Origin of the sequence: Actinomadura sp. NPDC023710 (assembly GCF_040639875.1) — a bacterium.
Taxonomy (GTDB): domain Bacteria; phylum Actinomycetota; class Actinomycetes; order Streptosporangiales; family Streptosporangiaceae; genus Spirillospora; species Spirillospora citrea.
Genome location: NZ_JBFAGB010000023.1, coordinates 75,061 through 87,765, shown reverse-complemented (window position 1 = coordinate 87,765; position 12,705 = coordinate 75,061). Strand labels below are relative to the sequence as shown.

10 protein-coding genes are annotated in these 12,705 nt (G+C 72.2%); all 10 read left to right on the top strand.

Annotated elements, in window-relative coordinates:
* Window positions 1-10 precede the first annotated feature (10 nt).
* The 10 genes from AB0H37_RS25775 (at window position 11) to AB0H37_RS25730 (ending at window position 12,700) form a co-directional block, all read left to right on the top strand.
* Complete coding sequence (locus AB0H37_RS25775) at window positions 11-1,279, top strand: ATP-grasp domain-containing protein (RefSeq protein WP_360615749.1); 1,269 nt, start codon at window positions 11-13, stop codon at window positions 1,277-1,279.
* Complete coding sequence (locus AB0H37_RS25770) at window positions 1,276-2,532, top strand: MFS transporter (RefSeq protein ID WP_179831483.1); 1,257 nt, start codon at window positions 1,276-1,278, stop codon at window positions 2,530-2,532. Before AB0H37_RS25775 ends, AB0H37_RS25770 begins: the two co-directional genes overlap by 4 nt.
* 88 nt (window positions 2,533-2,620) lie before the next feature.
* Window positions 2,621-3,886: an ATP-grasp domain-containing protein gene (locus AB0H37_RS25765; protein WP_329097221.1), complete on the top strand. Its 1,266-nt coding sequence runs from the start codon at window positions 2,621-2,623 to the stop codon at window positions 3,884-3,886.
* Window positions 3,886-5,169, top strand: a complete 1,284-nt coding sequence (locus tag AB0H37_RS25760) for a hypothetical protein (protein WP_360615747.1) — start codon at window positions 3,886-3,888, stop codon at window positions 5,167-5,169. Before AB0H37_RS25765 ends, AB0H37_RS25760 begins: the two co-directional genes overlap by 1 nt.
* A 145-nt stretch (window positions 5,170-5,314) precedes the next feature.
* Window positions 5,315-6,178 (top strand): serine protease, encoded by an 864-nt coding sequence (locus AB0H37_RS25755; protein WP_360615745.1) that lies wholly within the window; start codon window positions 5,315-5,317, stop codon window positions 6,176-6,178.
* A 201-nt stretch (window positions 6,179-6,379) separates the two neighbouring features.
* Window positions 6,380-7,804, top strand: a complete 1,425-nt coding sequence (locus AB0H37_RS25750; RefSeq protein WP_360615743.1) for a cytochrome ubiquinol oxidase subunit I — start codon at window positions 6,380-6,382, stop codon at window positions 7,802-7,804.
* A gap of 9 nt (window positions 7,805-7,813) precedes the next feature.
* Window positions 7,814-8,821 carry a cytochrome d ubiquinol oxidase subunit II gene (cydB, locus tag AB0H37_RS25745; protein WP_329097229.1) on the top strand — a complete coding sequence of 336 codons (1,008 nt, stop codon included), beginning with the start codon at window positions 7,814-7,816 and terminating at the stop codon, window positions 8,819-8,821.
* Window positions 8,818-10,473 (top strand): thiol reductant ABC exporter subunit CydD, encoded by a 1,656-nt coding sequence (gene cydD / locus AB0H37_RS25740; RefSeq protein WP_360615740.1) that lies wholly within the window; start codon window positions 8,818-8,820, stop codon window positions 10,471-10,473. The genes cydB and cydD overlap by 4 nt, the downstream gene beginning before the upstream one ends.
* A gap of 241 nt (window positions 10,474-10,714) precedes the next feature.
* Window positions 10,715-12,457, top strand: coding sequence for a thiol reductant ABC exporter subunit CydC (cydC, locus tag AB0H37_RS25735; protein ID WP_360615738.1), 1,743 nt, complete (start codon window positions 10,715-10,717; stop codon window positions 12,455-12,457).
* Window positions 12,458-12,571: 114 nt separating this feature from the next.
* Complete coding sequence (locus tag AB0H37_RS25730; RefSeq protein WP_268247769.1) at window positions 12,572-12,700, top strand: hypothetical protein; 129 nt, start codon at window positions 12,572-12,574, stop codon at window positions 12,698-12,700.
* Window positions 12,701-12,705: the final 5 nt, after the last annotated feature.

Sequence of the window (12,705 nt, the reverse complement as noted above, 5' to 3'; positions counted from 1 at the left end):
CGAGGTCCGTATGTCGTATGACCCGCCCGCGGGCGGCGAGCGTCCGCTCCTTCTCCTGGTCGCGAGCAGCTACTGGGTCTACCGCAAGTACATCCTGGAGTCGGTGTCGCAGCGGTACCGGCTCTGGCTGCTCAACCCGTCCCCGGCGAGCTGGGAGGAGCCCTACATCGACGGACACACCGTCGTCGACTGCCTCGACCTGGACAAGCTGACGGCGGCGGCCCGCGAGGTCGCCCGCGACCACGAGGTCGCCGGCGTGTTCTGCTACGACGAGGTCTACATCGAGACGTCCGCGCACCTCAGCGCGGCGCTCGGGTTCCCCGTCCTCGACCCGGGCGCGGTGGCGCGGTGCCGGGACAAGTCCGCGACGCGGGAGGCGCTGCGGGACGCCGGGTTCCCGCAGCCCGCGTCCCGCGCCGTGGCCTCGCTGGAGGAGGCGCGCGCGTTCGCCGGCGAGATCGGCTACCCGATCATCGTCAAGCCGCGCAACCTCGGCGGCAGCCTCGGCCTCAGCAAGGTCGAGAGGCCGGAGGACCTGGACGCCGCGTTCGCGCTCACCGACGGGACGCGGATGGGCGGCATCCGCCAGTTCGAGGACTACGTGGTCGTGGAGGAGTTCCTCGACGGCCCGGAGATCTCCGTCGAGTGCGTCCTGTTCCAGGGGGAGTGCACGCCGCTGATCGTGGCGCGCAAGGTGCTCGGCGGCAGCGGCGATCTGGCGTTCGAGGAGATCGGCCACGACGTCGACGCCAACGACCCGCTGCTCTCGGACGCGGACTTCCGCGACACGCTGACCGGCGTGCACGCCGCCGTCGGGTTCACCGACGGGTTCACGCACATCGAGTTCAAGCTGACCCCGGACGGCGCGAGGCACGTCATCGAGATCAACGTCCGGCTGGGCGGCGGGATGATCCCCTACCTCGGGCTGCTGACCTCCGGCGTCGACGGGCCGCTCGCGGCGGCGGACGTGGCGGCGGGACGCCGCCCGGCCCCGCGGTTCCCCGGGCCCCGCAGGGCCGCGTCCATCCGGTTCGCCTATCCCCCGTTCGACATGGAGATCACGTCGGCGACCGCGCACAAGGAGCTGATGCGCCCGCCGGTCGCCGAGGTCGAGCTCGGCACGCAACCGGGTGCGCGGGTGCGGCTGCCACCGCACGGGCTGGCCCGCTCCGGCTACGTGATCGCGGTCGGGGAGACGCCGGCCCAGACCCGCGCCGCCATACCGGACGCCGGGCGGTTCTTCACCTTCGAGGGCACCCCGCTGGAGCAGGCGCCATGAAGTCCGCGGAGCACCCGACGATCCTCGCCACGCTGCGCGAGATGAGCGGGACCGTCCGGATCCTGGTCCTCGGCAACCTGATCAGCAACCTGGCGGCGTTCCTCAACGCGTTCCTCGTGCTGTTCCTGACCGGCGAGGGCTTCACCGCGTGGGAGAGCGGCGTCGTGCTGACCGCGCTCATGGTCGGCCGGATCTCCGGGTCGGCGGTGGGCGGCGCCGCCGCGGACCGTGTCGGGTACCGCTGGGTCATCGTCGGCTCGATGGCGGGCACGGCGGCGCTCACCGCGGCCCTCGTGCACGTGCCGAACGTGTGGATCGGCGCCCTCGTCGCCGGGGGAGCGGGTCTGACCGCGACGGCGTACCGCCCGGCGGCGATGGCGTGGGTCGTCGAGCTCACGCCCAAGGACCGGCACGTGATGGTCTTCTCGGTGCTGCGGCTGACGTTCAACGTCGGCTCGACGGTCGGCCCGATGGGCGCCGCGCTGCTGCTGACCTACGCGTCCTACGGCGCGCTGTTCTACGTGGACGCGGCGACGTCGCTGGCGTTCGGCGTGGTCGCCTACGTGGCGCTGCGGTCGGACGCCGAGCCCGCGCCCGGTGGCGGCGGCTCCGGCGGGGAGCGCGCCGGCTACGGCCAGGTGCTGGCCGACCGGCGGTTCATGCTCGTGGTGCTCGGCCTCTTCCTCACCGCGGTGACCTACATCCAGTCGTCGGCCGCCCTGCCGCTGTTCGTGACGGGCTCGGGTCACGACGAGCGGGTGTTCGCGATGCTGCTGTCCGTCAACGGGGGCATCGTCATCGCCTTCGAGGTGCTGCTGTCCAAGTGGCTCCAGCGGCTGCCGATCGGGGTGCCGATGACGTTCGGCATGGCGATGCTGGGCGTCGGCCATCTGATCTACACCGGACCGACGCCCGTCGCGCTGCTCCTCCTCGCGACGGTCGTGTGGACGTTCGGGGAGGTCATCGCGGCGCCGTCCATGATGGCCTACCCCGGCCTCGTCGCGCCGGCCGCGCTGCGCGCCCGATACATCGCGGCGGCGACGATCCCGCAGCAGGTCGGCTACGCCGTCGGCCCCATGATCGGTGTCGCGGCGTGGCACGCGTGGGGTTCGGGCGTCTGGGTCCTGACCGGGGTGTTCGGGCTCGTGGGCGCCGCGGCCGTCGGCGCCGGCGCCGGGCTGGCGCGGCGGCGGCCGGCGGACGAGCCCGAGCCCGCCCTGGAGCCGGCCACGGCGGCCGAGGGCGGCGATTGAGGCGGGACGGCACGTGACCTACGCCGGCGGCCGCGCCCGGAAGGACGGGCACCGCACAACGAACGGAACGAAACAGAAGGTGACCACCATGGACAAGCCAGTCGTCGCAATCGTGCGGCCCTTCACCTCGGCGGCGATGGTCGCTCCCGCGCTCCGGGAGGCGGGGTTCAGCCCGGTGGCCGTGATGGACTACACGGGGCCCGCGCTCGCCCCGCTGCACTCCTCGCACGACCCCGGCAACTACGACGCGGTCATCAACCATCACGGCGACATGGCGGAGACGATCGCCCGGCTCGGCGCGCTGAACCCGATCGCCGTCATTCCCGGGGTCGAGGCGGCGCTGCGGCTCGCGCAGGAGTGCTCGGACGCCCTCGCGCCGGAGTTCTCCAACGATCCGGAGCGGGTCGACGCCCGGCGGCACAAGTACCTCATGCACCAGGCCCTCGCCGAAGCGGGGCTGCCCGTCCCCCGGCAGATCTCCACGACCGACCCCGACGAGGTCGCCGCCTGGATCGAGCGCGAGGGGCTCGCCGGCAAGGACCTCGTCGTCAAGCCGCCGACGAGCGCCGGCACGGTCGGGGTCAGCCGCGCTCCCGGCGGGCAGGGGTGGCGCGATCTGTTCACGGCGATGCTCGGCACCCGCGACAAGCTCGACGTGCTGGCCGAGGAGGTCCTCGTCCAGGAGTTGATGACCGGTACCGAGTACGCCATCGACACCGTCAGCCACGACGGCCGGCATTCGATCACCGACATGATCAAGTACCGGCGGGTGCCGTTCGGCGAGGGCATCGCCGTGTACGACTACGTGGAGTGGCTCCCCTACGACACGGGCGCCTACGGCGAGCTGATCGACTACGGGCTCGCCGCGCTGGACGCGGTGGGGCTGCGCAACTGGGCGGCGCACACCGAGATCATGATGACCCCGGACGGGCCGCGCCTGCTGGAGGTCAACGCGCGGCTGGCCGGAGCGGGCAACCCCGCGGTGACCGAGATCGCCACCGGAGAGAGCCAGGTCACGAGGATCGTGGACGTGTGCCGCGGCCTCGGCCCGCAGATGCCGCCCGGCTACACCCTGCGCCGCAATGTCATGGCCGTGTTCCTCATGTCGCACTCCACGGGGATCGTGCGCAACGCCGAGATCTACGACCAGGCGCGCGACCTGCCCAGCTACCACTCCCCGGTGCACGTGGTGCGCACCGGGGACCGCGTCGACGCCAGCACGGACCTGTTCGCCAGCATGACGATGGGCTACATCATCCTCGCCCACGAGGACCCGGAGCAGATCTACGCCGACCGCGAGGCCATCCGCAAGGTCGAGAAGGACCTGATCGTCGATGTGGAGGAAACCGGCTGATGGTCACCGCGAAGTACATGGCGGCGGCCGGCGAGGGGCCCCTGCGCGACGCCATGGCGGAGGCCGAGTACCCGCCCGTGTTCGCCGAGGCGTGGGGCAGGTACCTGGCGACGCGGCCGCTGTTCTCGTCCGAGGCGCGGACGCGCCAGGCGGCCGACGACCTGGCCGGGCTGTTCCGGCTGATGGCGGCCCTGCCCGACCGGCTGTTCGACGGCGACCGCCGCAGGTTCTGCGCCGCGGTCGGCGCGGACGCGCGCCGCACCGACCTCATGACGCGGTTCGACGCGGAGCCGATCCTGTACGGGCGGGCCGATCTCTACGACGACGGCTCGCGCTTCCGGCTGCTGGAGTTCAACATCGGCAGCGAGCTGGGCGGCGTCGACATGAGCGAGGCCAACCGCTGCCTGCTGGCGAACAAGGAGTTCGCCGCGTTCGCCGACGAGCACGGCCTGTCCACCGTCGACACTCCGGCGGCCATCGCGCGGCAGTTCGTCCAGGCCACGCAGAAGGAGGCGCCCGTCGTCGCCACGCTTGAGGCCGTCGACGGGATGGCGGCCTACGAGTCGCTGCACCGTTCCTTCCAGGAGTCGATGAAGCGGTACGGCATCGAGCTGCTCATCGGAGAAGTGGACCAGGTGCAGGAGAAGGACGGGCGGCTGTACCTGCACGACCGTCCGCTCGACCTCGTCCTGCGGTACTTCTCCGCCCACCAGGTGGCGCGGGACCCGCGCAACGACAAGCCCGTCGAGGCCGTCATGCGCGCCTACGAGGAGGGCAAGGTCGTCCTGTGGACTCCCCTGACGGCGTCCATGTTCTCCTACAAGAGCTGCCTGCCGCTCGTGTCCGATCCCGATATGCGCGCGGAGCTGTCGCCGGACGAGAACGCCCTGATCGACCGCATCCTGCCGTGGACGCGGACCCTCACCCCCGACCTGGCCGACCGGGTCCGCGCCGAACGGGACGACCTGATCCTCAAGCCCGTCGCGGGCCTGTCGGGGAGGGGCATCCGTGTGGGCTGGGACCAGACCGACCGCGAGTGGGCCGAGACGGTCGCCGAGTGCCTGAAGGAGGACTACATCGTCCAGCGCCGCGTCGTCCCCGCCGGGGAGCCGATGCTCAACGCGGAGACCGGCGCGGTCGAGGACTGGCTGGGCGTGTGGGGCCTCTTCGTCTTCCCGGACGGCTACGGCGGCGCGTTCTGCCGGGCCGTCCCGTCCGGCGGGGCGTCGGTCGTCAACCTCGGCACGAAGGGCGCGAGGGTGACCTCCGCGTTCCACTACTGATCGCCCAGGAGGCGCCGCGGGTCCGGCTGTGCAATGCCTGCCAGATTCGCGGCGCCCTCCGCTTTCGTCCACTTTCGCCCTTTCTGGACGGCGGGGCGGTGGTTAGCATCACGCTGCCACCCCTCACTGGAGAGGACCCCCCGCCATGCACAGACGCATTCTCGGCATGCTCGCCGCCGCGGCCGTCGGCGCCGCGGCGCTGACCGCGGGCGCCGCCCCCGCCTCCGCCGCGCCCGCCGCCGCGCCCGCGCGCCCCGCCCAGGTCAAGGCCGTCGACTTCACCGGGATCGTCGCCCTGAGCAACTGCTCCGGCTCGCTCGTCCGCACCCCGACCGCCGCCGACAGCGACCCGGCGCTCGTGCTCACCAACGGCCACTGCTACGAGGGCGGCATGCCCAGCGCCGGACAGGTCATTACGAACCGGGCGTCCAGCCGCACGTTCAGCCTGCTCAACTCCAGCGGCTCGGGCACGCTCGGCACCCTGCGCGCCAACAGGGTCCTGTACGCCACCATGACCGACACCGACGTGACCCTGTACCGGCTCAACCAGAGCTACGCGGCCATCCAGCAGGCCTACGGGACGCGGGCGCTCCAGCTCTCGATCAGCCACCCCACCGCCGGCGCCGACGTGCGCGTGGTCTCCGGCTACTGGCGCAGGATCTACTCCTGCAACATCGACGGCTTCGCCTACCGCGTCAAGGAAGGGGAGTGGACGTGGAAGGACTCGATCCGCTACACCCCCTCCTGCAACGTCATCGGCGGCACCTCGGGCTCCCCGCTCGTCGACGCCTCGACCGGCAAGGTCGTCGGGGCGAACAACACCATCAACGAGGACGGCGGCCGCTGCACGCTGAACAACCCGTGCGAGGTCGACCAGTCCGGCACCGTCACGGTGCACCCGAACATCGGGTACGCCCAGCAGACCTACATCCTGGCCACCTGCATCGCCCCCGGCAGCGTCCTCGACTTCAACCGCCCGGGCTGCCTGGTCCCGCGCGCCAGGAGTTGACCCGCCGCCGCGGCGCGGCCCGTTAGACCGAAACGCAGACCTGCCCTGGACGGGGCGGCGCACCCCTCGCGCCGCCCCGTCCAGCCGTGTCCGGGGCGAGTGACCCAACTAACCACCGGTCGTAGTACTACAGCTCGTAGTATTTCTGACAGGATGTAGTACTACAGCTTGTAGTAGATGAGCCGGAAGAGGCCTGCGCCCATGGACACCGTCGACATCGCCCGGTGGCAGTTCGGGATCACCACCGTCTACCACTTCCTCTTCGTCCCGCTCACGATCGGGCTCTCCGCGCTGGTCGCGGTGCTCCAGACGGCCTGGCTGCGGACGGGGAGGACGGCGTACCTGCGCGCCACCAAGTTCTGGGGCAAGCTCTTCCTGATCAACTTCGCGATGGGAATCGTCACCGGCATCGTGCAGGAGTTCCAGTTCGGCATGAACTGGAGTGACTACTCCCGGTTCGTCGGCGACATCTTCGGGGCGCCGCTCGCCATCGAGGGCCTGCTCGCCTTCTTCGTCGAGTCGACCTTCCTCGGCCTGTGGATCTTCGGCTGGGACCGGCTGCCGAAGCGGCTGCACCTCGGCTGCATCTGGCTCGTGCACATCGGGACGCTGCTGTCGGCGTACTTCATCCTCGCCGCCAACTCCTGGATGCAGCACCCCGTCGGCTACCGGATCGACCACGGGTCCGGACGGGCCGTCCTCACCGACTTCTGGGCCGTCCTGACCAACTCCACCCAGCTCGTGGCGTTCCCGCACACCATGACGGCGGCGTTCGCCACCGGCGGCATGTTCATGGCCGGCGTCAGCGCCTGGCACCTGGCCCGCCGCAGGAACGTCGAGGTGTTCCGGCCGTCGCTGAAGCTCGCGCTGGCCGTCACCGCGATCGCGTCCATCGGCGTCGCTATCACCGGCGACCTGCAGGGCAAGGTCATGACCGAGCAGCAGCCGATGAAGATGGCCGCCGCCGAGGCGCTCTACGAGACCGAGCGGCCCGCCTCCTTCTCGATCTTCACCGTGGGGACGCTGAACGGCGAGGAGGAGGTCTTCGGACTCAAGGTCCCGCGCGTGCTGTCGTTCCTCGCCACCGGCACCCTCGACGGCGAGGTCAAGGGGATCAACGACGTCCAGGCCGCCGAGCAGGAGCGCTACGGGGCCGGCGACTACCGCCCGATGACCCCCGTCATCTACTGGAACTTCCGGGTCATGGTCGGCGCCGGGCTGGCCATGGCGCTGGTCTCGCTGGCCGGGCTGTGGACGCTGCGCCGCGGCAGGCTTCCCTCCAGCCCCTGGGTGTACCGGATCGGCGTCCTCTCGCTGACCCTGCCCTTCATCGGCAACTCCGCCGGATGGATCTTCACCGAGATGGGCCGGCAGCCCTGGTCGGTGTTCGGCGTGCTGAAGACGTCGTCGAGCGTCTCGCCGGGGGTGTCGGCGTCGTCGATGCTCATCTCGGTCGCCTCGCTGACCGCGCTCTACGGCGTCCTCCTGGTCATCGAGACCGGGCTGATGCTCAAGTACGCCAAGGCCGGGCCGCCGTCGGAGGACGAGGTGCTGCCGCCGCCGTCCGACGGCCCCGGGTCCGACTCCGACTCCGACTCCGAGCGCTCGCTCGCGTTCGCCTACTGAGGGCCGGTCATGGAACTCACCACCGCCTGGTTCATCATCATCGCCTTCCTGTGGACGAGCTACTTCTTCCTGGAGGGGTTCGACTTCGGCGTCGGCATGCTGCTGCCCGTGCTCGGCCGCGACGACGTCGAGCGCCGCGTCGTCATCAACACCATCGGCCCCGTGTGGGACGGCAACGAGGTGTGGTTCATCGTGGCGGGCGCCGCCACCTTCGCCGCGTTCCCCGAGTGGTACGCCACCCTGTTCAGCGGCTTCTACCTGCCGCTCCTCGCGATCCTGCTCGCGCTGATCATCCGCGGCGTCGCGTTCGAGTACCGCGGCAAGCGCGACGACGCCCGCTGGCGGTCCCGCTGGGACAAGGCGATCTTCTGGGGCAGCCTCGTGCCCGCGTTCGTGTGGGGCGTCGCGTTCGCGAACATGGTCCGGGGCGTGCCGCTGGACGCCGACCACGAGTTCGTCGGCTCCCTCGGCGACCTCCTCAGCCCGTACGCGCTGCTCGGCGGGCTCACCACCGTCACCCTCTTCATCCTGCACGGCGCGGTGTTCCTCGCGCTCAAGACGTCCGGGGGCATCCGGGCCCGGGCCCGCCGGATCGCCGGGCTCGCCGCGGTCGCCGCCGTCGCCGCCGGTGGCGGCTTCCTGCTGATCACCCAGCTCCAGTACGGCAGGCCCGTCACCTGGCTGACCGCCGCGGGCGCCGCCGCCGGGCTGCTCGCCGCCGCGGCGGCCAACCGGCGCGGCCGCGAGGGCTGGGCGTTCGTCGGGACCGGCGCCGCCATCGTGCTCGCCGTCGCCACCCTGTTCCTGTCGCTGTTCCCGGACGTCCTGCCGTCCACCCTCGGCACCGGCGGCCTGACCACCGAGAACGCCGCCTCGTCCGGCTACACCCTGAAGATCATGACGTGGGTGGCGGCCGTGTTCACCCCGATCGTGATGATCTACCAGGGCTGGACGTACTGGGTCTTCCGCAAGCGGATCGGCACGTCCCACATCCCGGTGAAGAAGCCGGTCGCATGAAGCCCCTCGACCCCCGGCTGCTGCGCCACGCCCGCACGACGCGCCCGTTCCTCGCGGCGTCCGTCCTGCTCGGCGCCGCCACCGCCGGACTGATCATCGCTCAGGCCACCCTCCTCGCCGGCATGCTCACCCGCGCCTTCCTGGACGGCGCGTCGCTCGGCGACCTGCGGACCCCGCTCCTGCTGCTCCTCGCCGTCGTCCTCGGCCGGACGCTCGTCGCGTGGCTCCAGGAGGTCGCGGCGCACCGCTCGGCCGCCGCGGTGAAGTCGCAGCTGCGCGGCCGGCTGCTCGCCCACGCCCTGGCCCTCGGGCCGCGCTGGCTGTCCGGCGAGCGCAGCGGCGAGCTCGCCACCCTCGCCACCCGCGGGATCGACGCGCTGGACGACTACTTCTCCCGCTACCTGCCGCAACTCGTCCTCGCGGTGATCGTCCCGGTGGCGGTCGGCGCGCGGATCCTGCTGGGCGACTGGCTCTCCGCCGTGACGATCGCGGCGACGCTCCCGCTCATCCCCGTCTTCGCGATCCTGGTCGGCCTCACCACCCAGCGCAGGATGGACCGGCAGTGGCGGACGCTCTCCCTGCTCTCCGCGCACTTCCTGGACGTCGTCGCCGGGCTCCCCACCCTGAAGATCTTCGGCCGGGCCCGCGCGCAGGCTGACCGGATCCGCGAGATCACCGGCCGGCACCGGCGCGCGACCATGTCCACCCTGCGGATCGCGTTCCTGTCCGCCCTCGTCCTCGAAGTGCTGTCCACGCTGTCCGTCGCGCTGGTCGCCGTGTCGATCGGGCTCCGGCTGGTGGAGGGCGGCCTCGGCCTGGAGACCGCGCTGCTCGTCCTGATCCTCGCGCCGGAGGCCTACCTCCCCCTCCGCCAGGTCGGCGCGCAGTACCACGCGAGCGTCGAGGGCCTCACCGCCGCCGCGCGGATCTTCGAGGTCCTCGAAACGCCGCTGCCCCCGTCCGGTACGCGGCGGGACGTCCCGGGCCCGGACCGGGCGACCCTCCGCCTGGACGGCGTGACGGTGACGTACCCCGGCCGCGACGTCCCCGCCCTCGACGACTTCTCGCTGACCGTCCACCCGGGCGAGACGGTCGCCCTGGTCGGCCCGAGCGGCGCGGGCAAGTCGACCGTGCTCGCCGTGCTGCTCGGCTTCGTCCGCCCGGACTCGGGCCGCGTCCTGGTCGACTGGGACGACCTCGCCGACCTCGCGCCGGACGCCTGGCGCGAGCGCATCGCCTGGGTCCCCCAGCGCCCGCACCTGTTCGCCGGCTCCGTCGCCGCGAACATCCGCCTCGGCCGCCCGGACGCCTCCGACGCCGAGGTCCGCGAGGCCGCCCGCGCCGCGAACGCCCTCGGGTTCGTCGACGCCCTCCCCTCAGGCTTCGGCACGCTCCTCGGCGACCGCGGCGCGGGCCTGTCCGCCGGCCAGCGCCAGCGCATCGCCCTGGCCCGCGCCTTCCTCCGCGACGCCCCGCTCCTCCTCCTGGACGAACCGACCTCCAACCTGGACACCGAAAGCGAGGCCGCCGTCCTCGGCGCCGTCCGCCGCCTGGCGGAGTCCCGCACGGTCATCCTCGTGGCCCACCGCCCGGCCCTGGCCGCGATGGCCGACCGCACCGTCCCCATCACCCCCGCCCTGGTGACGACATGACCTCCTCCACCCACCACGCGTCTTCCGCCCGCCGCAGAGCCGCGCCGGCCCCGGGCGGGCCGCTGGGCCGGGCTTCCACCGGTGAGGATCGCGGCTGGACGGGCGGGTCCGGTGCTGCGGCAGGTACTGCGCGGACCGCCGGTGCGGATGATTCACGTGAAACCTCCGTGTCCTGGGGCCGCACCACGGCGGAGGCTTCGGAGGACGGCAGCGGCTTCGCGGCCGAGACGGAGGTGAGGGCATGATCTTCCGGCTTCTCCGGTTCGCGCGTCCGGCGCGGGGACGGCTCGCGCTGGCGGTGCTGTTCGGAGTGCTGGCCCTCGGCAGCGGGGTCGGGCTGATGGCGACGTCGGCGTGGCTGATCTCGCGGGCGGCGCAGCATCCGCCGGTGCTCATGCTGATGGTCGCGATCGTGGCGGTCCGCGCGTTCGGGCTGGGGCGGGGCGTGTTCCGGTACGTCGAACGCCTCGTCGGGCATGACGCGACGTTCCGGATCCTCGCCGACCTGCGGGCGCGGGTGTACGAGCGGCTGGAAAGGCTCGCACCTGCCGGGCTTCCCTCCTTCCGCGGCGGCGACCTCCTGAACCGGCTGGTCGCGGACGTCGACGCCGTCCAGGACCTGTTCCTGCGGGTCCTGCTGCCCTGCACCGTGGCGGCGGTCGTCGGCGGCGCCTCCGTCGGGCTCGCCTGGCTGCTGCTTCCCTCGGCGGGCGTCGTCCTCCTGCTGGCCCTGCTGCTCGCCGGGGTCGTCGCCCCCTGGCTGTCGGGCGTCGTCTCCCGCCGGGCCGAACGCCGCACCACCGACCTGCGCGGCGAGCTCACCTCGCACGTCGTCGACACGCTGCAGGGCGCGCCGGAACTCATCGCTTACGGCGCCGCTCCCGAGCAGCTCGCCAAGGCCGCGCAACTCGATCGCGACTTCACGCGCGCCACGGCCCGGTCCGCGACGACCACCGGGCTCGGCGCCGCCATCTCCGCCCTCGCCGGTGGTCTGGCCGTCTGGGGCAGTCTCGCCGTCGGCGTACCGGCCGTCCGCTCAGGGGCCCTCGACGGCGTCCTGCTCGCGGTCGTCGTCCTCCTCCCGCTGGCCGCATTCGAAGTCGTCGCCGGGCTGCCCCTGGCCGCGCAGTACCTGGAGCGGGTCCGCCGTTCGGCGGCGCGCATCTTCGCGGTCCTGGACCGTCCGTCCCCAGTTCAGGAGCCGGACGCCCCGGCACCCCTGCCTGCGGCGCCCTACACGCTCTCGGTCGAGGACCTGCGAGCCCGGTGGACGTCCAGCGCGCCTTACGCCCTCGACGGCGTCTCCCTGGACCTGGCGCCAGGCCGCCGTTGCGCGATCGTCGGCCCGAGCGGATCGGGCAAGACCACCCTGACGGCCGTGCTGCTCCGCTTCCTGGAGCCCGCCGGCGGCCGGACGTCCCTCAACGGCGTGGACCTGCGCGCCCTCTCCGGCGACGACGTCCGCCGGGTCGTCGGCCTCTGCGCCCAGGACGCGCACCTGTTCGACTCCACGATCGGCGAGAACGTCCGCCTGGCCCGCCCGTCCGCCACCGACGAGGAGATCCGCGACGCGCTGCGCCGCGCCCGGCTCCTCGACTGGGTCGAGTCCCTCCCGGACGGCCTCGCGACCCGCGTCGGCGAGCACGGCGCCCAGGTCTCCGGGGGGCAGCGCCAGCGCATCGCCCTGGCCCGCGCCCTCCTCGCCGACTTCCCGATCCTGCTCCTCGACGAGCCCGCGGAGCACCTCGACATCGCTACCGCCGACGAGCTGACCGCCGACCTCCTCAGCGCCACCGAAGGCCGGACGACCCTCCTGGTCACCCACCGCCTCGCCGGCCTGGACGCCGTCGACGAGATCATTGTCCTGGACGAGGGCCGCGTCGCCGACCGGGGCGCCCACACCGACCTCGTGAGCCGCCCCGGCCCCTACCGCGCACTCTGGCAACGCGAGCAGGCCACCGCACCGGCTCCCCAACTCGCGTGAGCCGTCCACCGAACTGTTCGTTTCGCCCTTTCTGAGGCGTTCGGAGAACACTTCCCGGTCCGTCCGCATCACACGGGGTACAGGATCCGTTCGATGGAACGGGGGATTCCACAGATGAAGATCTTGCGCATCACCCTCCGGATCGCGATGGTGCTCCTCGCCCTGGCCACCACGATCGGCGCCCTGGACGTCGCCCGAGCCGACGCCCCCGCCCTGCCGCGTCCCGCCGTTTCGCAGCCATGAGCTGA

What these genes read in the sequence shown, in the direction of transcription:
- AB0H37_RS25750 (WP_360615743.1), top strand. Translation starts at nt 6,380, where the DNA reads ATGGACACCGTCGACATCGCCCGGTGGCAGTTCGGGATCACCACCGTC.
- cydB (WP_329097229.1), top strand. Translation starts at nt 7,814, where the DNA reads ATGGAACTCACCACCGCCTGGTTCATCATCATCGCCTTCCTGTGGACG.
- AB0H37_RS25775 (WP_360615749.1), top strand. Translation starts at nt 11, where the DNA reads ATGTCGTATGACCCGCCCGCGGGCGGCGAGCGTCCGCTCCTTCTCCTG.
- AB0H37_RS25755 (WP_360615745.1), top strand. Translation starts at nt 5,315, where the DNA reads ATGCACAGACGCATTCTCGGCATGCTCGCCGCCGCGGCCGTCGGCGCC.
- AB0H37_RS25765 (WP_329097221.1), top strand. Translation starts at nt 2,621, where the DNA reads ATGGACAAGCCAGTCGTCGCAATCGTGCGGCCCTTCACCTCGGCGGCG.
- AB0H37_RS25730 (WP_268247769.1), top strand. Translation starts at nt 12,572, where the DNA reads ATGAAGATCTTGCGCATCACCCTCCGGATCGCGATGGTGCTCCTCGCC.
- AB0H37_RS25760 (WP_360615747.1), top strand. Translation starts at nt 3,886, where the DNA reads ATGGTCACCGCGAAGTACATGGCGGCGGCCGGCGAGGGGCCCCTGCGC.
- AB0H37_RS25770 (WP_179831483.1), top strand. Translation starts at nt 1,276, where the DNA reads ATGAAGTCCGCGGAGCACCCGACGATCCTCGCCACGCTGCGCGAGATG.
- cydD (WP_360615740.1), top strand. Translation starts at nt 8,818, where the DNA reads ATGAAGCCCCTCGACCCCCGGCTGCTGCGCCACGCCCGCACGACGCGC.
- cydC (WP_360615738.1), top strand. Translation starts at nt 10,715, where the DNA reads ATGATCTTCCGGCTTCTCCGGTTCGCGCGTCCGGCGCGGGGACGGCTC.